23 protein-coding genes are annotated in these 19,716 nt (G+C 66.7%); 9 read left to right on the forward strand and 14 right to left on the reverse strand.

The features are described from left to right. From BoBH3_RS24025 to acnA, 5 genes are all read right to left on the reverse strand, one after another. On the reverse strand, positions 1-1,281 hold the full coding sequence (locus BoBH3_RS24025; RefSeq protein ID WP_262333393.1) for a beta-ketoacyl-ACP synthase: 1,281 nt from the start codon (positions 1,279-1,281) through the stop codon (positions 1-3). A 13-nt stretch (positions 1,282-1,294) separates the two neighbouring features. Next, positions 1,295-2,437: a beta-ketoacyl-ACP synthase gene (locus tag BoBH3_RS24030; RefSeq protein ID WP_262333394.1), complete on the reverse strand. Its 1,143-nt coding sequence runs from the start codon at positions 2,435-2,437 to the stop codon at positions 1,295-1,297. After that, positions 2,434-2,898 (reverse strand): 3-hydroxyacyl-ACP dehydratase FabZ family protein, encoded by a 465-nt coding sequence (locus BoBH3_RS24035; protein WP_262333395.1) that lies wholly within the window; start codon positions 2,896-2,898, stop codon positions 2,434-2,436. Before BoBH3_RS24035 ends, BoBH3_RS24030 begins: the two co-directional genes overlap by 4 nt. Positions 2,899-3,051: 153 nt before the next feature. Further along, positions 3,052-3,333, reverse strand: a complete 282-nt coding sequence (locus BoBH3_RS24040) for an acyl carrier protein (RefSeq protein ID WP_047580420.1) — start codon at positions 3,331-3,333, stop codon at positions 3,052-3,054. 229 nt (positions 3,334-3,562) lie between these two features. Continuing rightward, complete coding sequence (gene acnA, locus BoBH3_RS24045) at positions 3,563-6,262, reverse strand: aconitate hydratase AcnA (protein WP_262333396.1); 2,700 nt, start codon at positions 6,260-6,262, stop codon at positions 3,563-3,565. A 220-nt stretch (positions 6,263-6,482) separates the two neighbouring features. Here acnA and ccmA point away from each other — a divergent pair, with 220 nt between their 5' ends. Both ccmA and ccmB read left to right on the forward strand, forming a co-directional pair. Then, positions 6,483-7,106 (forward strand): heme ABC exporter ATP-binding protein CcmA, encoded by a 624-nt coding sequence (gene ccmA, locus BoBH3_RS24050; RefSeq protein WP_262333397.1) that lies wholly within the window; start codon positions 6,483-6,485, stop codon positions 7,104-7,106. Continuing rightward, complete coding sequence (gene ccmB / locus BoBH3_RS24055; RefSeq protein WP_262333398.1) at positions 7,103-7,771, forward strand: heme exporter protein CcmB; 669 nt, start codon at positions 7,103-7,105, stop codon at positions 7,769-7,771. Before ccmA ends, ccmB begins: the two co-directional genes overlap by 4 nt. Before the next feature lie 6 nt (positions 7,772-7,777). On the opposite strand, the gene BoBH3_RS24060 is transcribed toward ccmB, so the two are convergent. Then, a complete protein-coding gene (locus tag BoBH3_RS24060; RefSeq protein WP_262333399.1) occupies positions 7,778-7,981 on the reverse strand; it encodes a hypothetical protein in 204 nt (67 codons plus the stop codon). A gap of 225 nt (positions 7,982-8,206) precedes the next feature. Between BoBH3_RS24060 and BoBH3_RS24065 the strand changes: the two genes are divergently transcribed. The 4 genes from BoBH3_RS24065 to BoBH3_RS24080 all read left to right on the forward strand — a co-directional run bounded on the left by BoBH3_RS24065 (position 8,207) and on the right by BoBH3_RS24080 (position 10,085). Continuing rightward, positions 8,207-8,446: a hypothetical protein gene (locus tag BoBH3_RS24065; RefSeq protein ID WP_262333400.1), complete on the forward strand. Its 240-nt coding sequence runs from the start codon at positions 8,207-8,209 to the stop codon at positions 8,444-8,446. A gap of 108 nt (positions 8,447-8,554) precedes the next feature. Then, the gene (locus BoBH3_RS24070) at positions 8,555-9,316 is read left to right on the forward strand and encodes a heme ABC transporter permease (RefSeq protein ID WP_262333401.1); all 762 of its coding nucleotides are present in this window, start codon (positions 8,555-8,557) and stop codon (positions 9,314-9,316) included. Continuing rightward, positions 9,313-9,495 carry a heme exporter protein CcmD gene (gene ccmD, locus BoBH3_RS24075; RefSeq protein WP_262333402.1) on the forward strand — a complete coding sequence of 61 codons (183 nt, stop codon included), beginning with the start codon at positions 9,313-9,315 and terminating at the stop codon, positions 9,493-9,495. The genes BoBH3_RS24070 and ccmD overlap by 4 nt, the downstream gene beginning before the upstream one ends. Then, complete coding sequence (locus BoBH3_RS24080) at positions 9,492-10,085, forward strand: DsbE family thiol:disulfide interchange protein (RefSeq protein WP_262333403.1); 594 nt, start codon at positions 9,492-9,494, stop codon at positions 10,083-10,085. The genes ccmD and BoBH3_RS24080 overlap by 4 nt, the downstream gene beginning before the upstream one ends. A gap of 111 nt (positions 10,086-10,196) precedes the next feature. Here BoBH3_RS24080 and purQ read toward each other — a convergent pair whose 3' ends face one another. From purQ to purC, 4 genes are all read right to left on the reverse strand, one after another. Then, positions 10,197-10,880 (reverse strand): phosphoribosylformylglycinamidine synthase subunit PurQ, encoded by a 684-nt coding sequence (gene purQ, locus BoBH3_RS24085; RefSeq protein WP_262333404.1) that lies wholly within the window; start codon positions 10,878-10,880, stop codon positions 10,197-10,199. A 3-nt stretch (positions 10,881-10,883) separates the two neighbouring features. Beyond that, positions 10,884-11,126, reverse strand: a complete 243-nt coding sequence (gene purS / locus BoBH3_RS24090) for a phosphoribosylformylglycinamidine synthase subunit PurS (RefSeq protein ID WP_262333405.1) — start codon at positions 11,124-11,126, stop codon at positions 10,884-10,886. A 155-nt stretch (positions 11,127-11,281) separates the two neighbouring features. Continuing rightward, positions 11,282-11,881 carry a hypothetical protein gene (locus tag BoBH3_RS24095; RefSeq protein ID WP_262333406.1) on the reverse strand — a complete coding sequence of 200 codons (600 nt, stop codon included), beginning with the start codon at positions 11,879-11,881 and terminating at the stop codon, positions 11,282-11,284. A gap of 41 nt (positions 11,882-11,922) precedes the next feature. Continuing rightward, on the reverse strand, positions 11,923-12,717 hold the full coding sequence (gene purC / locus BoBH3_RS24100; protein WP_262333407.1) for a phosphoribosylaminoimidazolesuccinocarboxamide synthase: 795 nt from the start codon (positions 12,715-12,717) through the stop codon (positions 11,923-11,925). Between the two features lie 311 nt (positions 12,718-13,028). On the opposite strand from purC, the gene BoBH3_RS24105 reads away from it, so the two are divergent. Then, entirely contained in the window at positions 13,029-13,352 is a 324-nt protein-coding gene (locus tag BoBH3_RS24105; protein WP_262333408.1) for a DUF1476 domain-containing protein, read from the forward strand. Positions 13,353-13,531: 179 nt separating this feature from the next. After that, positions 13,532-14,311 (forward strand): HpcH/HpaI aldolase family protein, encoded by a 780-nt coding sequence (locus tag BoBH3_RS24110; RefSeq protein ID WP_262333409.1) that lies wholly within the window; start codon positions 13,532-13,534, stop codon positions 14,309-14,311. A gap of 86 nt (positions 14,312-14,397) precedes the next feature. Here the strand turns inward: BoBH3_RS24110 and BoBH3_RS24115 are convergent, their stop codons facing one another. Beyond that, entirely contained in the window at positions 14,398-15,042 is a 645-nt protein-coding gene (locus BoBH3_RS24115; RefSeq protein ID WP_262333410.1) for a DNA-3-methyladenine glycosylase family protein, read from the reverse strand. An 86-nt stretch (positions 15,043-15,128) separates the two neighbouring features. Between BoBH3_RS24115 and gluQRS the strand changes: the two genes are divergently transcribed. Further along, a complete protein-coding gene (gene gluQRS / locus BoBH3_RS24120) occupies positions 15,129-16,025 on the forward strand; it encodes a tRNA glutamyl-Q(34) synthetase GluQRS (protein WP_262333411.1) in 897 nt (298 codons plus the stop codon). Between the two features lie 5 nt (positions 16,026-16,030). On the opposite strand, the gene BoBH3_RS24125 is transcribed toward gluQRS, so the two are convergent. The 3 genes from BoBH3_RS24125 to BoBH3_RS24135 form a co-directional block, all read right to left on the reverse strand. After that, a complete protein-coding gene (locus BoBH3_RS24125; protein WP_262333412.1) occupies positions 16,031-16,948 on the reverse strand; it encodes an AEC family transporter in 918 nt (305 codons plus the stop codon). Positions 16,949-17,059: 111 nt separating this feature from the next. Further along, positions 17,060-19,081, reverse strand: coding sequence for a M23 family metallopeptidase (locus BoBH3_RS24130; protein WP_262333413.1), 2,022 nt, complete (start codon positions 19,079-19,081; stop codon positions 17,060-17,062). Positions 19,082-19,473: 392 nt separating this feature from the next. Further along, positions 19,474-19,716: hypothetical protein (locus BoBH3_RS24135; RefSeq protein WP_262333414.1), on the reverse strand; the 243-nt coding region annotated here is incomplete at its 5' end.

Here is a 19,716-nt window from a genome sequence, read left to right on the forward strand (position 1 = left end):
TCATGCCGCTTCCGGCGGGGCGGTCAGCACCAGGCAGGTGTTCTGGCCGCCGAAGCCGAAGGAGTTGGAGAGAACGGTGCGGACCTTCGCCTTGCGCGCCTCATTCGGCACGACGTCGATGGCCAGCGCCGGGTCGGGGTTGTTGTAGTTGATCGTCGGCGGGATGGTGCCGTTTGCGATGGTCAGGAAGGAGATCACCGCCTCGACCGCGCCTGCCGCCGTCAGTGTGTGGCCGATCATCGACTTGTTCGAGGAGATCGGCAGCTTCGCCATGCGCTCGCCGAAGACAGCGGAGCAGCTCATCGCCTCCATCTTGTCGTTCTCGGGCGTCGAGGTGCCGTGAGCGTTGATGTAGTCGACATCGTCCGGGGTGAGCCCCGCGTCGGCCAGCGCATCCTGCATGGCGAGGATGGCGGGCTTGCCGTCCGGGCTCGAACGGGTGCGGTGGAAGCCGTCGCCGCGCTCGCCGCAACCGGCGACGATGCCGAGGATGGTCGCGCCCCGCGCCAGCGCGTGGTCGTAGTCCTCCAGCACGAGCGCGCCTGCGCCTTCGCCCATGACGAAGCCGTCGCGGTTCTTGGAGAAGGGCTTGGCAGCGCCTTCCGGCGGGTCGTTCTGGGTCGACAGCGCGGAGAGCAGCGAGAAGCGGATCAGCGCCTCGGCATGGATCGAGCCGTCGGTGCCGATGCAGAGCGCAGCTTCAGTCTCGCCGCGGCGGATGGCCTCGACGCCCATCTGGATCGCCGTCGCACCCGAGGAGCAAGCGGTCGAGAGCGAGATCGGCGAGCCCTTGGTGCCGAAACGGTCGGCGATATGGTCGGCGACGCCGCCGAAGACGAAGAGCTCGTGCATGGGCCGGAACTTGCCGGTGGCGGCGGCGCGCAGCAGGCCGTCATAGTCGACCTCGCCCTCGATGGTCGCGGCGATCTCCTGCTTCTGCGGCCATTCCATCTCGACCGGCGGCACGGCCATGAAGAGCTCGCCCGGGAAATCGCCATCCGCGCCGATGCCGCTCTGGGCGACAGCTTCCTCGGCGGCGAGCGTCGCCAGCTTCTCGGAGAGCTGCGGGGCGGTGAAGGCGCCGTCGAAGAGAAAATCGACGGTGCCGCCGATGCTGGTGCGCAACCCCTCGGTCGGGAAGCGGTCGATGCGGTGGATACCGGATTTTCCGGCCGTCAAGGCCTGCCAGTTGGCGTCCTTGCCCTGGCCGAGCGAGGTGACGACGCCCAGCCCGGTTACGGCGACGAGCGGGCGGCCTTTGGCATCACGATGCTTGCTCATGGCTTCGAACCTCTCAGGCTTGCACCAGATGGGCGGCGCCTTCGCCGCGCCAATGGCCTGCGCCGGTGACGATGGCTTCCTTCGCCTGTCCCGTGGCAAGCGCGATCGCGGCGAGCGCGACCGAGACCGGGAAAGCGGCCTCGAGGCCGTGGCCGACCAGATCGCCGGCGGCGATGCGCCTGGCGGAGGGAGCCGCTGTCTTCAGCGCCGCGGCCTCCTCGGCCGTGATGCCGGCGCAGCCGGTTGCGGCAGAGACCGCCATCGCGTCGGGACCGACAGAGCCGAAACCCTGCACCAGCTTGGTCAGCGCGGATTCGACCGAGCCCGGCGTGCGGCGGCTGCGAGCAGCGCCGGCAGCTTTGAGCTTCGCGTAGACCTTTGCGCCCCGAGCCGCGGCACCCTCGGCCGATTCGAGCACGAGGAAGGCGCCGGCGCTGCCGGTGATCAGGCCCGGCTCGTCGTCGCGTGTGAAAACGGGAGCAAAGGTGCCATGGCGCAGATAGCCGCCGAGCTCCAGGAGCAGCAGCATGTCGCGGCGCTCGGCACTATAGGCCCCGCCGACCAGCATGAGATCGGACTGGCCGGAGGCGATGCGGGCCTGCGCCGTGCGGATCGCGTCGACGCCGGCCTGCTCCTCGCCCATGAAGGTGCGCGAGGGGCCAGTGATGCCGTGGACGATGCCGATATTGCCGGCGAGCAGGTTCGACAGCTGGGCGAGGAAGAGCGTGGGCCTGAGATCGCCCATCAGCCGTTCGTTGAGGAAGGCGCCGGGCTCGTTCGCTCCGCGAAGGCCCGTGAGGATGGCGGAATCGACGGCATGGTCGCGCTCGCCGCCGCCGGCGGCGACGATGACCTGCAGCGCGCTCCTGGCCTCGGCATCCTCCTTCAGCCCGGCGGAATCGAGGGCGAGGCCCGCCGAATAGACGCCGAGGCGCTGCCAGGGCTCCATCTGGCGCTGGTCGGACTTCTTCGGGATCTGCTTGTCGAGCTCCAGCGCGGCAATCGGATGCACCGGATAGGGCTTGAAGCTCTCGGTATCGACCGCCGGCGGGCCGCCGGCCGTCAGGGCCGCGGCGTGGGTTTCGACGCCCTCGCCGAGGCTGGAGGCGATGCCGATGCCGGTAATGACCACGTCTCGGCGGCTGGTCGTGGTCATGGTGCAGGCTCCGGCGTCAGGCCGATCGCTTCGATGCGGCTCTGCATGAGCGCGCGCATATCGGCGGGGAAGGGCATCAGGCGGAAGCGCAATTCGGCGTCACAGATCGGCTTGCCTTCGCTGGAGAGCTTCGCCTTGGTCGCGGCGTAGCCCGAGCCCTCGATGATGAGTTCGGCCTCGGCCAGGAGTTCCGTGCGGGGTTCGACGAAGGTGCGGAAGCGGGCCTTGTCGACGGTCATCAGGAAGGGCATCTGCGTCAGCCCGTTCAGGCCGAGCAGCAGATAGCCCGAGGCCTGCGCCATGGTCTCGGTCAGCAGCACGCCGGGCACCAGCGGGTGGCCGGGGAAGTGCCCTTCGAAGACGGGGCTTTCGGCCGGGACCGTGGAGCGCGTGACGATGCGCTTCTGCGACGGATCGAAGGTCACGACCCTGTCGATCATGTCGAAATATTCGAGACGCATGCGATCCTTGGTCTGATGGGCGCCGGAACGGCGCAAGGCCGCGGTACGGATCCGGCTCGATCCGCTCGCGGCCTATGCTCTATCGGGAGCGGGACGCCGGCTCAAGTCCGGCGGCGCTTAGCGCGTCAGGCCCGAGCTCTCAGGCCTGGGTCTTCAGGCCTTCTTGGCGGCGACGAGATCGTCGATGCGCTTGCACAGGTTCTCGAGCACGAAATACTGCTCGGCCGGTGCCTTGCCCTCGTTCACTTCCTGCGTCCACTGCTCGAGCGGCAGCTTGATGCCGAAAGCCTTGTCGATCGCGAAGGCGATGTCGAGGAAGGCGAGGGAATCGATGCCGAGGTCTTCGATCGCGTGGCTTTGGGGCGTGATCTTCTCGCGCGGAATATCGCAGGTCTCGGAAATAATGCCGGCGACCGTCTCGAACGTGGCGGACATGCTGCGGGTGCTCCCGTCTCTTGTCGATGATGGCGGATGACATCCGAGCGCGGGAGTGTTCCCTGCGCCTGCCCCAAGTCGCCGCCGAGGATGACTGAACCGCCCCCTTACACCGCAGAGGGCGCAAGGACAACCGGGGCGGGCTTCGAGTGCAACATGGCCGGCTTGCGCCGGCCATGAGGTGTTTCATGCGTGATGCGGCCTCCGGGAAGGCCGCGGCCGCGCCGGATCAGGCGGCCAGGCCGCGCAGCACGTAGTGCAGGATGCCGGCGTTACGGAAATAGTCGATCTCGTCCAGCGTATCGATGCGGCAGAGGATCGGCACTTTCTTCATCGTACCGTCTGCATAGGTGATCTCGGCTTCCATCATCTGGCGCGGCTTGACGGTGGCCAGGCCCTTGATGCTGACGAGCTCGTCGCCCTTGAGGTCGAGCGAGGCCCAGCTCGTGCCTTCCGGCAGGGTGAAGGGGACGACGCCCATGCCGACCAGGTTCGAGCGGTGGATGCGCTCGAAGCTCTGAGCGATCACCGCCTTGACGCCGAGCAGGTTGGTGCCCTTCGCCGCCCAGTCACGCGAGGAGCCGTTGCCGTATTCGACGCCGGCGAAGATCACGAGCGGGACGCTCTCCTGCTTGTAGCGCATGGCCGCATCGTAGATCGGCAGTTCTTCCTTCGACGGGTAGTGGATGGTGTAGCCACCCTCACGCCCGTTCGGGCCGAGCATGTGGTTGCGGATGCGGATGTTGGCGAAGGTGCCCCGCATCATCACCTCATGGTTGCCGCGGCGCGTGCCGTACTGGTTGAAGTCGGCCACCGCGACGCCGTGCTCGGTCAGGTAGCTGCCAGCCGGCGAGGCCGCCTTGATCGAACCGGCCGGGGAGATGTGGTCGGTCGTGATCTTGTCGCCGAACAGGCCCAGCACGCGGGCGCCGGCAATGTCGGTGATCGGCTTCGGCGTCTTGCCCATGCCCTGGAAATAGGGCGGGTTCTGCACATAGGTCGAATCGTCGTCCCAGGCGTAGGTCTCGCTCTCGGTCGTCTGGACGGCCTGCCAGTGCTCGTCGCCCTTGAACACGTCGGCATACTTCTTCTCGAAGATGGCGCGCGTGACGTTCTTGGCGATGAAGTCCTGGATCTCCTTGTTGGAGGGCCAGATATCCTTCAGATAGACGTCCTTGCCGTCAGAACTCTGACCGATCGGCTGCGTGGTCAGGTCCATCTGGACGGAGCCGGCGAGCGCATAGGCAACGACCAGCGGCGGCGAGGCGAGGTAGTTCGCCTGCACGTCCGGCGAGACGCGGCCTTCGAAGTTGCGGTTGCCGGAGATGACGGCGCCCGCAATCAGGCCCTTCTCGTTGATCGTCTTGGAGATCGGCGCCGGCAGCGGGCCGGAATTGCCGATGCAGGTGGTGCAGCCGAAGCCGACCAGGTTGAAGCCGAGCTTGTCGAGATCGGCCTGCAGGCCGGCCTTCGCCAGATACTCGGCAACGACCTGCGAGCCGGGCGCCAGCGAGGTCTTGACCCAGGGCTTGACCTTCAGGCCCTTGGCCACGGCGTTGCGGGCGAGCAGGCCCGCGGCCATCAGAACCGACGGGTTCGAGGTGTTGGTGCAGGAGGTGATCGCGGCGATCACCACGTCGCCATGCCCGAGGTCGAAGTCTTCGCCCTCGACAGGTACGCGGCGCGAGATCTCGGCGCCCTTCTTGTAGTCGGTGTCCATCGCGGCAGCGAAGCCGGCCTTGACGCCGGAGAGGTCGACGCGGCCCTCGGGGCGCTTCGGGCCGGCCATCGACGGCTTGACCGAGGAGAGATCGAGCTCGAGCGTGTCGGTGAAGACCGGATCGGCCGACTCGCGGGTGGCGAAGAGGCCCTGCGCCTTGCTGTAGGCCTCGACCAGCGCGATGCGGTCCGAGGCGCGGCCGGTGGTGGTGAGATAGTCCAGCGTCTCGGTGTCGACCGGGAAGAAGCCGCAGGTCGCCCCGTATTCCGGACCCATGTTCGCGATCGTCGCGCGGTCGGCCAGCGTCAGGTTGTAGAGGCCGGGGCCGAAGAACTCGACGAACTTGCCGACGACGCCCTTCTTGCGGAGCATCTGGGTGACGGTCAGCACGAGGTCGGTGGCGGTGATGCCTTCCTTGAGCGAGCCGGTCAGCTTGAAGCCGATCACCTCCGGCAGCAGCATCGACTGCGGCTGGCCGAGCATGGCGGCCTCGGCCTCGATGCCGCCGACGCCCCAGCCCAGGACCGCGAGGCCATTGACCATGGTGGTGTGCGAATCGGTGCCGACGACCGTGTCGGGATAGGCGACCTCGACCTCAGCGCCGTCGATCGTCTCCTTGCGGGTCCAGACCGTCTGGGCGAGATATTCAAGATTGACCTGGTGGCAGATGCCGGTGCCGGGCGGGACGACGCGGAAATTATCGAAGGCGCCCTGGCCCCATTTCAGGAACTTGTAGCGCTCGGCATTGCGCTCGTATTCGAGCTCGACGTTCTGCTGCAGCGCCTTGGGCGAGCCGAATTCATCGACGATGACCGAGTGGTCGATGACGAGATCGACGGGGACGAGCGGGTTGATCTTCTGGGCGTCGCCGCCGAGCGCCTTGACGCCGTCGCGCATCGCCGCGAGGTCGACCACCGCCGGGACGCCGGTGAAGTCCTGCATCAGCACGCGGGCGGGGCGGAAGCCGATCTCCCTGCCGGCCGTGCCCTTGTCGTCGAGCCAGGCGACGAAGCCCTCGATGTCAGCCTTGGTGACGGAGCGGCCATCCTCGAAGCGCAGCAGGTTCTCCAGCAGCACCTTCATCGAGAAGGGCAGCTTCGAGATGCCCGGCAGGCCGTTCTTCTCGGCGTCGGGGAGGGAGTAATAGGTGTAGGTCTTGCCGCCCGCGGTGAGCGTCTTGCGGGCTTTGAAGGAGTCGAGCGAGGCCATGTCGGGCTTGATCCTGATCAAGGGGTTGTGGTCGCGACCGGCACGCCCTTGCGGAGAATGCCGTTCGAAGGCCTAATGCGCATGACGCGCGCGCCGCCCCGGGAGTGCCCGAGCCCCGCGCCGGATCGGCGTGCGGCGTAGCCGCGGGTTCTATAGATCAATTCCAAGAAGCGCGCTAGATGAACGATATATGGTCGAAGGCGTCGGCGGCAGCGCTGTCTTGAGGCAAGATTCATTCCCCCCGACGCGTCTCGATGCCGAGAATCTCGCCTGTCGCCGCGGTGGCAGGCTGATCTTCGAGGGCGTGAGCCTGACTTTGGGGCAGGGCGAGGCGATCGCGCTGACCGGACGCAACGGTGCCGGCAAATCGAGCCTGATCGCGATGCTCTGCGGACGGCTGCGGCCTGACGGCGGCACAATCCGTATCGAAGGCGACGAGGAGGATGTGCAGCTCGCCGAGATCTCGCATCTCATCGGCCATCGCGATGGGCTCAAGACGGCGCTGACGGCGCGGGAGAACCTCGCTTTCGCGCAGGATGTGCTCGGGGATGCGGCGGCCTCTCCGGAGGAAGCGCTGACAGTCGTGGGGCTCCCCCATGCGGCGGAGCTACCCGTCGGCTATCTCTCGGCCGGGCAGAGGCGAAGGGTCGCTCTGGCCCGGCTTCTGGTGTCGGCGCGCCCGTTCTGGCTGCTCGACGAGCCGATGGCCGCGCTCGATACCGCCTCCCAGGCCATGCTGACCGGGTTGATGCAGGCGCATCTGAAGCAAGGTGGCGCGATCCTGGCCGCGACGCATGGACCGCTCGGGCTGGATGGTGCGCGGGAACTGAGGATCGGCCCGTGAGGCGGGCCTTTGTCGCCATCCTGAAACGCGACCTCGCGCTTGCGGCGCGTGCCGGCGGCGGCGGCGAGCTGGCGCTCGTCTTCTTCCTGACGCTCGTCGTGCTTGTGCCCTTCGCGCTCGGGCCGGATCTCGACCTGCTGTCGCGGATCGGCCCGGCGATCCTCTGGCTCGGTGCGCTGCTCTCGGTCCTGATCGGGCTCGACCGGCTGTTCCAGGGCGACGAGGAGGACGGTTCGCTCGACCTGATCCGCGCCTCCAGCCTGCCCCTGGAACTGGCCGTGCTGGCGAAGGGGCTGGCGCATTGGCTGACGACCGGCCTGCCGCTGGCCGTCGTATCGCCGTTGCTCGGCCTGCTGGTGGCGCTGCCCGGCGAGGGTGTCCTTCCGCTCGTGGCGACGCTGCTCGTCGGCACGCCGGCGCTGAGCTTCATCGGTGCGGGGGGCGCAGCGTTGGCGGCAGGCCTGAGGCGTGGCGGACTGATCGTGCCGGTGCTGGTCGCGCCGCTGACGATCCCGGTTCTGATCTTCGGCGTCTCGGCTGCCAATGCGGCGCTGGGCGGCACGGTGCCGTTCCTGACGCCCTTCCTGATTCTCTGCGCGATCTCGCTTTCGGCGATCGTGGTCGGCACCATGGCCGCGGCGGCGGCGCTGCGGTCCGCCGAGTAGACGGCTTCAGTCGCGCTGCGGCGCGAACGCGACGAGTTCGACCGGATAGCCGCATTGCGTCGCGAACCGGGCGACGGATGTGGCGATATCCTCGAGCGCGACATTCCGTTCCGCGAAGATCCGGCGAATCTCCTCGGCGGTGGCGTTGACGTCAAGGACGGCCACCTCGTCGATTTTGCTGCGCACCGTCGTTTCGACGGCGTGCTGCATGTCTTCCGACAATTTGATCAACATCGCCGTTCCTCCTATCGGGAAGCTAGTACGAAACAGCACCGATAGCAACGGGAGAATTATAAAAAATTGAATAAATTCAATAACTTAGTAAGTTAAGGAATTGCTGGAACCGTCTCCGATAGCCATATTGGCGCCTCCACTTGCATATAAGCCTTTTGTGCTGTTATCGTCACTTACTCATTTTTATGTGGTTGCAACAAAATGCCGCCAGAAGATCGCGTCGAACGCCTTCAGATCATGCTCAGCCAGGACGAGCTGCGCGCCCTCGAGAACTGGCGCTTCGACAAGCGCATGCCGAGCCGTGCGGCGGCCGTGCGCGAGTTGCTGCGACGAGGGCTGGCTGCCGAGGGTTTCGACCTGGCCGGGGAAGGCATCCAGTCCAAGCAGTTCGGGATCGTCGACAAGGGCGGCGCCGAGGCCTCCTCCGAGGAGGACGGCTGAGCCAAGCGCGATTGTCGCAGTCGCTCGCCACGCATTGCTTAGAAGCGGTGGAGATTGCTAAAGCAGCGCCATGGCGCCCAAGCCCCCGCAGATGACACCGCCGGCACAATGGCCAGCCTGATCGATCTCGCCAATCCGACGCGCTTCATGCGCTTTTCGGCCGTGGTGCTGCCGTGGCTCGCGGCGGCCTCGGCGGTGCTCGTCATGGCCGGGCTCTATCTGGCGTGGTTCGTGGCGCCGTCCGATTACCAGCAGGGCGAGACCATCCGCATCATGTTCATCCATGTCCCGGCGGCGTGGCTGGCGATGATGTTCTATTCGATGATGGCGGTGTCGGCGCTCGGCACGCTGGTCTGGCGCCACCCGCTGGCCGATGTGGCGCAGAAGGCCGCGGCGCCGATCGGCGCCTGCTTCGCGCTGGTCTGCCTCATCACCGGAGCACTCTGGGGCAAGCCGATGTGGGGAACCTACTGGGTCTGGGATGCGCGGCTGACCTCGGTGCTGGTGCTGCTCCTGATCTATCTCGGCATCATCGCACTGTGGCGCGTGCTGGACGAGCCGCTGCGGGCGGCGCGGGCCGTGGCGATCCTGACGCTGGTCGGCTTCGTCAATGTGCCGATCATCAAGTTCTCCGTCGATTGGTGGAACACGCTGCACCAGCCCGCCTCGGTGTTGCGCATGGGCGGTCCGACCATCCATCCCTCCATGCTCTGGCCGCTGCTGATCCTCGCGGTCGGCTTCACGCTCTTCGCGCTGGCCCTGCACATGGTCGGGATGCGCGCCGAGATCATGCGCCGGCGGGTCCGGACGCTGACGATCCTCGAAGCCGAGCGCCTCGACCGGCTGGCGACGCAGGGATTGCCGGCATGAGCATCGTAAGCAGTCTCGGCCCCCATGCCGGCTTCATCCTCGCCTCCTACGGCGCCTCGGCGCTCGTCCTTGCGGGGCTGACGCTGGCGATCCTGCGCGATCACCGCGCCCAGAAACAGGCGCTCGATGCGCTGGAGCAGCGCGGAGCCGGCCGCCGGCCCGGGCGGGAGACGTCATGAGCGAGGCCGAAGCCGCGCCGCGGCGGCGCTCGCCGCTCGTCTTCCTCGTGCCGCTGCTGATCTTCGGCGCGCTTGCCATCGTCTTCGGCGTCGGCCTGTTCTCGGGCGACAAGAGCAAGGTGCCTTCCGCCCTGATCGGCCGGGTCGCACCCGCTATTTCGCTCGTGCCGCTCGAAGGCTTGCAGCGGGACGGGCAGCCGATACCGGCCTTCGGCAACGCCGATCTCGGCAAGGGCCGGGCGACGATCGTGAACGTCTTCGCGAGCTGGTGCGCGCCCTGCCGGGTCGAGCATCCCGTGCTGATGGGGCTCGCCGAGGCCGACGCCGTGAAGCAGGGCAAGGTCGCGCTGGTGGGGATGAACTACAAGGACGAGGCCGAGAATGCTCGCCGCTTCCTCGGCGCGCTCGGCAATCCGTTCTCGGCGGTGGGGGTCGACCGTGCCGGACGGGCCGCGATCGAATGGGGCGTGTACGGCGTACCCGAGACCTTCGTCATCGGGCCGAACGGGCACATTCTCGACAAGCATGTCGGCCCGCTCGACCAGGCGGCAGCGGGCAAGCTGCTGCAGCGGGCGCTGCAGGCGCGCTGACAGTCCAGGGTCATGCTCGGGCTCGACCCGAGCATCTCATGCCGAAAAAGGCGTCTTATCCTGGAAGAGGTTCTCGGGCCTGCGCTTCTCCTCGCCCGAGAATGGCGCGGTTCAGGCGGCCACGAGGCTCTGGAACAGGCCGCGCCCATCCGTGCCGCCGACCAGCGAATCGATCAGATTCTCCGGATGGGGCATCAGCCCGAGCACGTTGAAGCCGGGCGAATAGATGCCGGCGATGTTGTTGAGCGAGCCGTTCGGGTTGGCTTCCGGCGTCACCTTGCCCTGAGCGTCGGCATAGCGGAAGGCGACGAGGCCTTCGCCTTCGAGGCGTGCCAGCGTCTCGGCATCGGCGATGTAGTTGCCTTCGCCATGGGCGATGCAGACGTCGATCGCCTGCCCCTTGGCGTAGGCGCTGGTATAGGGCGTGTCGTTGCGCTCGACCGTGAGGTGCTGGCGCTTGCAGACGAATTTCAGATGGGCGTTGCGCACCAGGATGCCGGGCAGCAGCCCCGCCTCGCAGGCGATCTGGAAGCCGTTGCAGATGCCGAGCACATAGCCGCCGCGGGCGGCATGGGCGCGGGTGGCGTCCATGATATGGGCGCGGCCGGCGATGGCGCCGGTGCGCAGATAGTCGCCATAGGAAAAGCCGCCGGGCAGGACGACGAGGTCGGTGCCCTTCGGCAGCTCGCTGTCACCGTGCCAGCTATGGACGACCGTGGCGCCGGCCTGCGTCAGGGCGCGGGCGACGTCGCCGTCACGGTTGGAGCCCGGAAAGGTTATGACGGCGGCCTTCATGGCTCAGGCTCCGATCTCGACGCGATAATTCTCGATGACGGTGTTGGCGAGCAGCTTCTCGCAGGCCGACTTCAGCGCGGCCTCGGCGGCGGCCTTGTCGGCGGTCGAAAGCTCGATGTCGAAGACCTTGCCCTGCCGCACCGAGCCGACGCCGTCGATGCCGAGCGACTTCAGCGCACCTTCGATCGCCTTGCCCTGCGGATCGAGCACGCCGTTCTTCAGGGTGACGGTGACGCGGGCTTTCATGGAAGTCTCCGGGCAGGATTTTCGTATCAGGTCAATAGGTTGAGGCATAAACTTGAAGCAAGTTATCGCCCCGCGCTCGATTGTTCCTGGCTATGGAACATGCTCTAGCGGCGAATCGGGGCGGGCTCAACCGTTTCGCGCGGATTTCCGGCATTTCAGCGGCTGCGCCATGCGGATTCCGCGTCGCGGCGGGCGGCATCGGCGCTGTCCGCGACGGCGAGCGCGACCACGAGCCGGTCGGCCTCGCGACCGTAGAGGATGGCGGTGGTGGCCTGCCGTCCCGGCGCATCGAGCGAGCGGATCGTGACGAGAACGCCGCGGCTGTCCGCGGAATCGAGCCGGACGATGTCCGTCGCGCTACGAGCGGGCTTGGGCTCCGGCTTCTTCTTCTGGCCTGTCTGGCCTTTGCGGCGCTCTGCGGCCTTTTCCGCAGCGAGTTTCGCAAAGGCCTGCCCAAGCTGGGCCGGGCTTTCGGACAGCGCCTGCTCCATCTGCCGGCCACGGGCGCCCGCGAAGGAGAGGACGGCGGCGAAACCCTGCCGGTCGCAGTCGGCGCGCGGGCAGAACACCATGGCGCGGGCTTCGAGCCCGTCGTTCAGCACCCAGGAGCCGATCGGCAGGGGCTGCCAGCCCTGGCTCGCCGGCAGATCGGCGATGCCAGCGCCGAAATGATGCGAGCAGGCGGAGAGCAAAAGCCCGCCCACCAGCGCCAGAAGCACGGCCGGAAGACGCACGACATGAAAACGGGAGCGCATGCGCTCCCGTTTCACAGGCGATGATGGCCGGCTTGGGGCGTTCACTGCACGAGGCGGGGCCCGGACTGGCCGGGGTTCTCGTTCTCGCCGAGGATGCCGAGGCGGCGGGCGACTTCCGTATAAGCTTCGATCAACCCGCCCATGTCGCGGCGGAAGCGATCCTTGTCGAGCTTGTCCTTGGAGCGGATGTCCCAGAGGCGGCAGGAATCCGGGCTGATCTCGTCGGCGACGACGATGCGCATCATGTCGCCTTCCCAGAGCCGGCCCGTCTCCATCTTGAAGTCGACGAGGCGGATGCCGGCGCCGAGGAAGAGGCCGGAGAGGAAGTCGTTGACGCGGATGGCGAGCGCCATGATGTCGTCGATCTCCTGCGGCGTCGCCCAGCCGAAGGCGGTGATGTGCTCTTCCGAGACCATCGGATGGCTGAGAGCCTCGTTCTTGTAATAGAACTCGATGATCGAACGCGGGAGCTGCGTGCCCTCTTCGAGGCCGAGCCGGGTCGCCAGAGAGCCGGCCGCGACATTGCGCACCACCACCTCGAGCGGAATGATCTCGACCTCGCGGATGAGCTGCTCGCGCATGTTCAGCCGGCGGATGAAATGCGTCGGCACGCCGATGTCGTTCAGGTTCGAGAAGATGTGCTCGCTGATGCGGTTGTTGAGCACGCCCTTGCCGTCGATGACCTCGTGTTTCTTCGCATTGAAGGCGGTGGCGTCGTCCTTGAAATGCTGGATCAGCGTACCGGGCTCCGGTCCTTCATAGAGGACCTTCGCCTTGCCTTCGTAGATGCGACGGCGGCGATTCATGGGGATGTACCGTGGCTTGAGGAAATCCAAAGGTCGGCCCTTTTCTGGACGCGATGTCGTCGCGGCGGGATCTTGGCCCCTGATCTGTCAAATCCAACACCATCGCCCCGGATGATTCGCCTTGAATCACGATCCGGGTCATTTTCGATGCTAGTTTATATGCGCGTATATGGGGCCTTAGCGACGCAAACGCAACAAAAGCACCTTCGAGAGCTTTCGGCAGTCTTAAGAGCCGCCGGATGAGCCCTGTGCGGCGATCAAGGCTGGCTCTTGCCGCCACGGCAGCCTATATGGTTCCCCGGAACACGAACCCGCCCCCGCAGAGGATACGGACGCCGCCAATGACGACCTTCGACCAGCGCAAGGACGCTTTCGAGAACAAGTTCGCCCATGACGAGGAGCTGCGCTTCAAGGCCACGGCCCGGCGCAACAAGCTGCTCGGGCTGTGGGCAGCGGAGAAGCTCGGCAAGAGCGGCGCCGATGCGGAGGCCTATGCCAAGTCCGTCGTCGTCGCCGATTTCGAGGAGGCCGGCGACGAGGACGTGGTGCGCAAGATCAAGAACGATTTCGCCCTCGCCAACGTCAACGCGGCGGACACCGAGATCCGCACCGTGATGACCGAGCTGCTGCTCAAGGCTGCCGAGGACATTCAGGCCGGCCGCTGATCCGGTTTCGGCATCGGATTTCCCGAAAAGGGTTCCCTGTCCGGCCCGCTGCTTCCGCAGACGCAGGCCATCTCTGAAACGGGCGCATGGGCGCCCGTTTGCTTTTCGGGAGCCGCCCGGTCCAACGTGAGAAGCCGCCGCGCCGCCTGAAGCGCGGGCTCGAAACGGATGAACGCACCATGGCCAAGCCCACCGTCCTGTCCTCGCTCGCCGATCGCCTCGCGAAGGGCGACAGCCTCGTCTCCGCCTGGTGCGGCCTGCCCGATCCCTCGATTTCGGCGATCCTGGCGCAGGAGGATTTCGATGCGGTCACGCTCGACATGCAGCACGGGCCGATCACGCTCGGCGAAGTCATTCGCGCGGTGCCGCTGATCAATGCCGCCGGCAAGCCGGCGGTCGCCCGCATCCCGGTCGGCGAGTTTCAGAACGTCTCGCGGCTGTTCGATGCCGGCGTCTCCGGCGTGATCGCGCCGATGATCAACACCATGGAGGATGCGCGGACCTTCGCTGCCTATGCGAAGTACCCGCCGCTCGGGGAGCGTAGCTGGGGCAGCTATGGCGGGCTCGGGGCCTCCGGCCTCGACCAGAACAGCTATCTGAAGGCCGCGAACGGCTTCTCGCTCACATTCGCGATGATCGAGACGCGCGAAGCGATGGCGATCCTCGACGACATCCTGGCGCTTGAAGGCATCGACGCCGTCTTTGTTGGCCCTTCCGACCTCTCGATCGCGCTCTCGGGTGGGGCGAAGATCGATGCGGCCGCGAAGGAGGTCGATGAGGCCATCAAGCACATCGTCGCCCGCGCCTCGGCCGTGAACAAGCCGGTCGCTTTCTATGCGGGCACCGCCGAACGCGCCAAGCAGGCTCTTGCCATGGGGGCCCGCTTCGTCACCGTCATGAGTGATTCAGGTATGCTGCGCGCCGGCGCGCAGACGGCGCTCAAGATCACGCGGAGCTGATTTCCGCGGAAACGCGCCGTCATTCCGAGGCAGGCCGCCGGCCTGTCCCGGAATGACGGCGTGGGTCCGTGTAAAATCAGCACGCTCTAAGCGTTGATGCCTTCGCGGCGCTTCAGCACGGCATAATAAGCCCAGAGCAGCCGTGCGGCGACGCCGCGCCAGGGTCGCCAGGCTTCGGCCATGGCGGCGAGCTCGGCCGGCTTCGGGCGTTCGCCGAGACCGAAGGCATGGCGGGCCGCCTCCTGGATCGCGAGGTCGCCGGCGGCGAAGCCATCGCGATGGCCGAGGCAGAACAGCAGGTAGACATCGGCCGTCCAGGGGCCGATGCCGGTGATCGCCGTCATCAGGGCGTGGACCTGTTCGGGGGTGGCGCCCTCGAGCATTTCGAAGGCGAAGCGCTCCTCGGTGAGCGCAGCGGCGAGAGCCAGCAGGGTGCGCTGCTTGGGCCGGGAGAGGCCGGACAGGCGCATGTCGTCATCGGTTGCCGCCAGCAGGCGTTCCGGCGTCAGCGGCTGGAAAACGCTTTCGAAGCGGGTCCAGACCGCTCGCGCGCTGGCGACCGAGAGCTGCTGCGAGACGATGATCGCGGCGAGGCCTGGAAAGCCGCCTTCGCGCAGCCGCAGCGGCGGCAGCCCGGTGCGCTCGACGATGTCCTGCCAATGCGGATGGATGGCGGCGAGTGCCGCCATCCCCTCTTCCAGATCGGCGTTGCAGGTGATTCGTTCGATCATGATGTCAGCATCGATGGCAGGCGCGTCGCGCCTCGTCAGCAGCGGATCGCTTGGCGCAAGGCGCGGCGATCCATAGACAGGATGCGATGGAGGCTATCCCACCCGATTCCGGCAAGCCGGTCTTCCGCTTCGCGCCGAGCCCGAACGGGCGGCTGCATCTCGGCCACGCGCTCTCCGCGCTGAGCAACGAGGCAATGGCGCGCAAGCTCGGCGGACGCCTGCTGCTGCGGATCGAGGATATCGATCTTGCGCGGTGCCGGCCGGAATTCGTCGATGGCCTCATGGAGGATCTCGCCTGGCTGGGCATCGCCTTCGAGCCGGAGGTGCGGCGCCAGTCGCAGCATTTCGATGATTATGAGCGCGCTCTGACGGCGTTGCAGGAGCGTGGCCTCATCTATCCCTGCTTCTGCTCCAGGCAGGAGGTCCGTGCCGATGTCGCCGCTCGCGAAGCCGAAACGGGCCAATCCTGGCCGCGCGATCCCGATGGTGCGCCACTCTATTCCGGACGTTGCCGTTGGCTCGATCCGGGCGAGGCGGCGCAGCGCGTCGCGGCGGGGGAGGCGCATGTGCTGCGGCTCGACATGGCACGGGCCATCGCCGCGGTCGGGACCGGCCTGAGCTATGCGGTGTTCGACAGTGGCGGCTCCCGGCATGAGGTGACTGCCGCGCCCGAGCGCTGGGGCGATGTCGTGCTCGCCCGCAAGGACGTGCCGACGAGCTATCATCTGTCCGTCGTGGTCGACGATGCGCTGCAGGGCGTCACCCATGTCGTGCGCGGCCGCGATCTCGAGGCGGCCACCGATATCCATGTCCTGCTGCAGTGCCTGCTCGGCCTGCCGACGCCGCTCTACCACTTCCATCGGCTGCTGCTCGACGACGATGGGCGCAAGCTCGCCAAGAGCCGGCAATCGGAAAGCCTGGCGGAATTGAGGGCCGCCGGGACGTCAGCGGCAGCGGTCCGGCGTCAGCTCGGCTTCGGCTGAACGCGTCAGCCGACGCCGAGGAAGGTCAGCCAGGCGGCGGTGGTGAAGAGCGAGAGCAGGGTCGAGAGCGAGATTGCACTCGACGCGTCCGCCACGCCCTGTCGGTAGCGCTCGGCGAAGAGATAGGCGTTGATGCCACAGGGACAGGCGGCGAACAGCACCGCCACGCCGGACCAATGCGCCGGCATCTCGAAGACCTTGGTCGCCAGCCAGTAGACCAGCAGTGGATGCAGGCCGAGCTTGAGCCCGCTGAGCACGGTGGGCAGCGCCAGCCCGGATTCGAGGCCGTAGCGGCGCATCGCGATGCCGAGGCTGATCAGCGCGCAGGGCACGGCCGCGCCGGCGATGAGATCGACTAGTGTCCAGGCCGGCTCGGGGATGTAGCCGATGACGGGGCGCGCTGCCGAGCCGAGGATGATGCCGATGATGATGGGGTGGGTGAAAAGCCGGCGGATCAGCATCGGAATCGAGGCCGAGCGCCCTTCGGCCAGCAGCGTCGCCACCGTCATGGTCACGGGCAGATGGACCGCGAGCAGCAGGCCGAGCGGCACGGCCCCGGCATCGCCATAGGCTTTGAGGATCATCGGGACGCCGACGAAGACCGTGTTGGACTGCGCAGCAGAAAAGCCGGAAACGACCAGCTCAGGTCCCTTGCGGGCGAAAATCCGGCTGGCGATCAGCATCGCCAGGGTCCAGACGACCGCGACACCGGCAAAATAGGAGATCCAGTAGCCCCAGGGCTGGCTCGCCGGGATGTCGGCCTTGGCCAGTGTCCGGAACAGCAGGCAAGGCACTGCGAGCACGAAGACGAAATCCGACAGGCCTTCGCCGGTCGACTCGCGCAGGATCTTCGTCCAGCGGGCGACGTAACCGAGACCGATCAGCCCAAAGACGGGCAGGACGATCAGAAGGGAGGCGAGCATGGGCCTGGAAACTCGCGCGAGAAAAGAGTCGTGCTTGGCGGTGTCGTTTCTCGCTCAAGCTGTCAAGCAGCTGAAGCGGGTCTGGCGCTCATTTTCGCGCCAGTCATGCACTCAGCGCAGTTGCGCGAGGGTGCCGCCAGCCTTCTCGATCAGCCCGCGAATTTCGTCGCGCTGACGCCTGAACTCGACGAGCGTGGTCCCCTGAAGCTCGCGCCCGCGCGGCACGCGGATCTTCATCGGGTTCACGAAATTGCCGTTGACCAGCACCTCGTAATGCAGGTGCGGGCCGGTGGAGAGGCCGGTCGAACCGAGATAGCCGATGACCTGGCCCTGGCGGACGCGGGCGCCCGGCACGATGCCGGAAGCGAAGTTCGACTGGTGCGAATAGGTCGTGACATAGCCGTTGGCGTGCTGGACCTCGGTGTGCTTGCCATAACCCGAGGACCACCCGGCCTTGGTGACCACACCGTTGCCGGCGGCGAGGATCGGCGTGCCGATGCGGTTCGCCCAGTCGATGCCGGTATGCATCTTGGAATAACGCATGATCGGGTGGTAGCGCATGCCGAAGCCCGAGCGCAGCTCGCCATCGGCGATGGGCTTGCGCAGCAGGAACTTCTTCAGCGACTTCCCGTCCTCGTCGAAATACTCGATCAGCCCGTCCTCGGGCGACTGGTAGCGGAAGACCCGGCGGGCCTCGCCATTCACGGTCAGGGTCGCGGAGAGGATCTCGGCGCGGTCGCCTTCGTCCTCGTCGGTGAAGATCACCTCGAGATTGTCGCCGCCATGGACGCGCTGCTGGAAATCGATGTCGTAGGAGAAGATGCGGACGAGCTCGTCGACCAGCGGGCGCGGCAGGTCATGGCGGGCGCCGGTCTCGTAGAGGCTCTCATAGAGCCGGGCGCCGCCGGATTCCTCTTCCTCGTCGCCCTCCTCGGTCACGCGCCGCTGCGGGCGCTGCGGCCCGACATCCTGCCGCGGCAGGTCGACCGGGACGAAGGAGCCGCGGTCGTTCATCGCGATCGTGCCGTCAGGCTGGCCGTTGGCGAGGAGCGAAACGCGCATGATCTGGCGCGCGTCACCCGCGCGCGGGCCCGGCGCGTAAAGGATCTGTAGCACCTGGCCATCGGGGAGCGCCGAGGTCCTGACCTTGCCGCCGAAGGCCGCGATCATCGTGCGAATCTGCTCGGGCGGCGCGCCGGCCCCCCGCATCGCCTGCTCGAAGTTCTCGCCGCGCTTCGCCATCACCAGCTTGTCCTCGACGAGCGGCTCGCGGGAGGCGGGGATCGGCGTCTTCGGTGCGTTGGTGACGTTCTCCGGCACGACGCGAACCTCGATGCCGGAGAAGCGCGTATCCGTGGCGGGTGCGTAGGCGAGGATGTCGCTGCCTGGGGTTGCCGCGCCGGTCAAAGTCCGGCTGAGCATCAGCTGTGGCGGAATCGGAAGCGGGCTCTGGCGGCCGGAGCGCACGAGATTGGCGCGCTCCTCCTCGATCTGGGAGATCACCTCGCTGTCGCCGAGCTGCGGCCTGCCGGAAGGGATCAGGATGTCGACGAGATCGCGCTTGACGATGGTGACATCGGCGTCCGGCATGTCCTGCACCGGCTCGGCATAACGTTCTTCCGGTTGACCGCCCTCGGCGAAGAGGCGCAGCGGGTTGAACGGCGGAACGTTGGTCGCATAGACGCCGGTGGTGAGCGACAGGTTCGAGGCCAGGCGCACGAAAGGTCTCACGCGGATGACCTCGCGGTCGCCGACACGCTGTGACATCGGCGCGCGCATGGTGTGGCGGGCGGAGATGACCGGCTGGTCCGCGACGAGCTTGTCCGCCTTCAAAGCGCCGCCGCCATCGCCCGCGGCGGACGATGTCCGGACCGCGACGGTTTCGGGTTGCTCCGGGTAGCTGGTGTCACCGCGCATCGCAACGAGGATCGCCGCGCCCAGGAGCGCCGCGCCGCAGGAACCGACCAGCGCGCAGGCGAAGAGCCAACGCAGGGAGACGCCGCGCCGGTCGAGCGGCTGCTGGCGTGAATCGACCGGCTGGATCGGCGGCTCTATGCCGAGGTCGACCAGCAGCGCGGTCGCCTCGGGGGCGAGCGGCTCGACGGGTTGCGCGAACTCGGGATGGGCGTTCATCGTGCGGCGTCTTGGGAGCGGGCTGTCTGGACCGGTGCTGGTTTGGACTAGGCTGTCTTGGCCCGGCGGCGGCATGCCGCCGAACAAATCGGCCTCGCGCGCGTTCTTGATGAATGCACACGCAGACCATGCCCGCGTCGCAGCCCGGAATCAACCTTGGGCCTTGCGCGGAGCCTTCCCTCTGAGGGTGGAATGCGGCTGTTTTGGGAAGCTTGTGCGAGGGGCTGTCCGGCAAGGCTTTCGTCTGCCTCCCGCGGGCGGGTACTCATGCAGTTCGGATCGAGATGGCGTGTGGCCGTCTCAAACGGCCCATAAAGACGGGCTGGAAGGGGTTCTCACAGCCCCGTCAAAAAAACTTCATCTGGCGTGTTGACAGGTCGAAGGGCCCTCGCCTATAAACCGCCCATCGAGACGGCGCCGCCGCTGAGCGGCGCCTCTTCTGCGCTTCCTAAGGACGCTGGGGCTGATGTCCGGGACACCGGGCGAGTTCCTGTCGGAATTTGTTTGAAGCGACGCTGTTTGAAAATTGAAGACAGAAAGAGAAACGTGGACGGCGGGGTTCTTGCGGACTTGCCTTCGGGCAAGTCAAACGAGACTTCGGTGTGCTGCGTTTTACAAGAGCCATCGCTGGTTGC

Origin of the sequence: Allobosea sp. BH3 (assembly GCF_025499465.1) — a bacterium.
In the GTDB taxonomy this organism is placed as follows: Bacteria; Pseudomonadota; Alphaproteobacteria; order Rhizobiales; family Beijerinckiaceae; genus Allobosea.

What these genes read in the sequence shown, in the direction of transcription:
- BoBH3_RS24025 (WP_262333393.1), bottom strand. Translation starts at nt 1,281, where the DNA reads ATGAGCAAGCATCGTGATGCCAAAGGCCGCCCGCTCGTCGCCGTAACC.
- BoBH3_RS24030 (WP_262333394.1), bottom strand. Translation starts at nt 2,437, where the DNA reads ATGACCACGACCAGCCGCCGAGACGTGGTCATTACCGGCATCGGCATC.
- BoBH3_RS24035 (WP_262333395.1), bottom strand. Translation starts at nt 2,898, where the DNA reads ATGCGTCTCGAATATTTCGACATGATCGACAGGGTCGTGACCTTCGAT.
- BoBH3_RS24040 (WP_047580420.1), bottom strand. Translation starts at nt 3,333, where the DNA reads ATGTCCGCCACGTTCGAGACGGTCGCCGGCATTATTTCCGAGACCTGC.
- acnA (WP_262333396.1), bottom strand. Translation starts at nt 6,262, where the DNA reads ATGGCCTCGCTCGACTCCTTCAAAGCCCGCAAGACGCTCACCGCGGGC.
- BoBH3_RS24060 (WP_262333399.1), bottom strand. Translation starts at nt 7,981, where the DNA reads ATGCAGCACGCCGTCGAAACGACGGTGCGCAGCAAAATCGACGAGGTG.
- BoBH3_RS24065 (WP_262333400.1), top strand. Translation starts at nt 8,207, where the DNA reads ATGCCGCCAGAAGATCGCGTCGAACGCCTTCAGATCATGCTCAGCCAG.
- BoBH3_RS24070 (WP_262333401.1), top strand. Translation starts at nt 8,555, where the DNA reads ATGGCCAGCCTGATCGATCTCGCCAATCCGACGCGCTTCATGCGCTTT.
- ccmD (WP_262333402.1), top strand. Translation starts at nt 9,313, where the DNA reads ATGAGCATCGTAAGCAGTCTCGGCCCCCATGCCGGCTTCATCCTCGCC.
- BoBH3_RS24080 (WP_262333403.1), top strand. Translation starts at nt 9,492, where the DNA reads ATGAGCGAGGCCGAAGCCGCGCCGCGGCGGCGCTCGCCGCTCGTCTTC.
- purQ (WP_262333404.1), bottom strand. Translation starts at nt 10,880, where the DNA reads ATGAAGGCCGCCGTCATAACCTTTCCGGGCTCCAACCGTGACGGCGAC.
- purS (WP_262333405.1), bottom strand. Translation starts at nt 11,126, where the DNA reads ATGAAAGCCCGCGTCACCGTCACCCTGAAGAACGGCGTGCTCGATCCG.
- BoBH3_RS24095 (WP_262333406.1), bottom strand. Translation starts at nt 11,881, where the DNA reads ATGCGCTCCCGTTTTCATGTCGTGCGTCTTCCGGCCGTGCTTCTGGCG.
- BoBH3_RS24105 (WP_262333408.1), top strand. Translation starts at nt 13,029, where the DNA reads ATGACGACCTTCGACCAGCGCAAGGACGCTTTCGAGAACAAGTTCGCC.
- BoBH3_RS24110 (WP_262333409.1), top strand. Translation starts at nt 13,532, where the DNA reads ATGGCCAAGCCCACCGTCCTGTCCTCGCTCGCCGATCGCCTCGCGAAG.
- BoBH3_RS24115 (WP_262333410.1), bottom strand. Translation starts at nt 15,042, where the DNA reads ATGATCGAACGAATCACCTGCAACGCCGATCTGGAAGAGGGGATGGCG.
- gluQRS (WP_262333411.1), top strand. Translation starts at nt 15,129, where the DNA reads ATGGAGGCTATCCCACCCGATTCCGGCAAGCCGGTCTTCCGCTTCGCG.
- BoBH3_RS24125 (WP_262333412.1), bottom strand. Translation starts at nt 16,948, where the DNA reads ATGCTCGCCTCCCTTCTGATCGTCCTGCCCGTCTTTGGGCTGATCGGT.
- BoBH3_RS24130 (WP_262333413.1), bottom strand. Translation starts at nt 19,081, where the DNA reads ATGAACGCCCATCCCGAGTTCGCGCAACCCGTCGAGCCGCTCGCCCCC.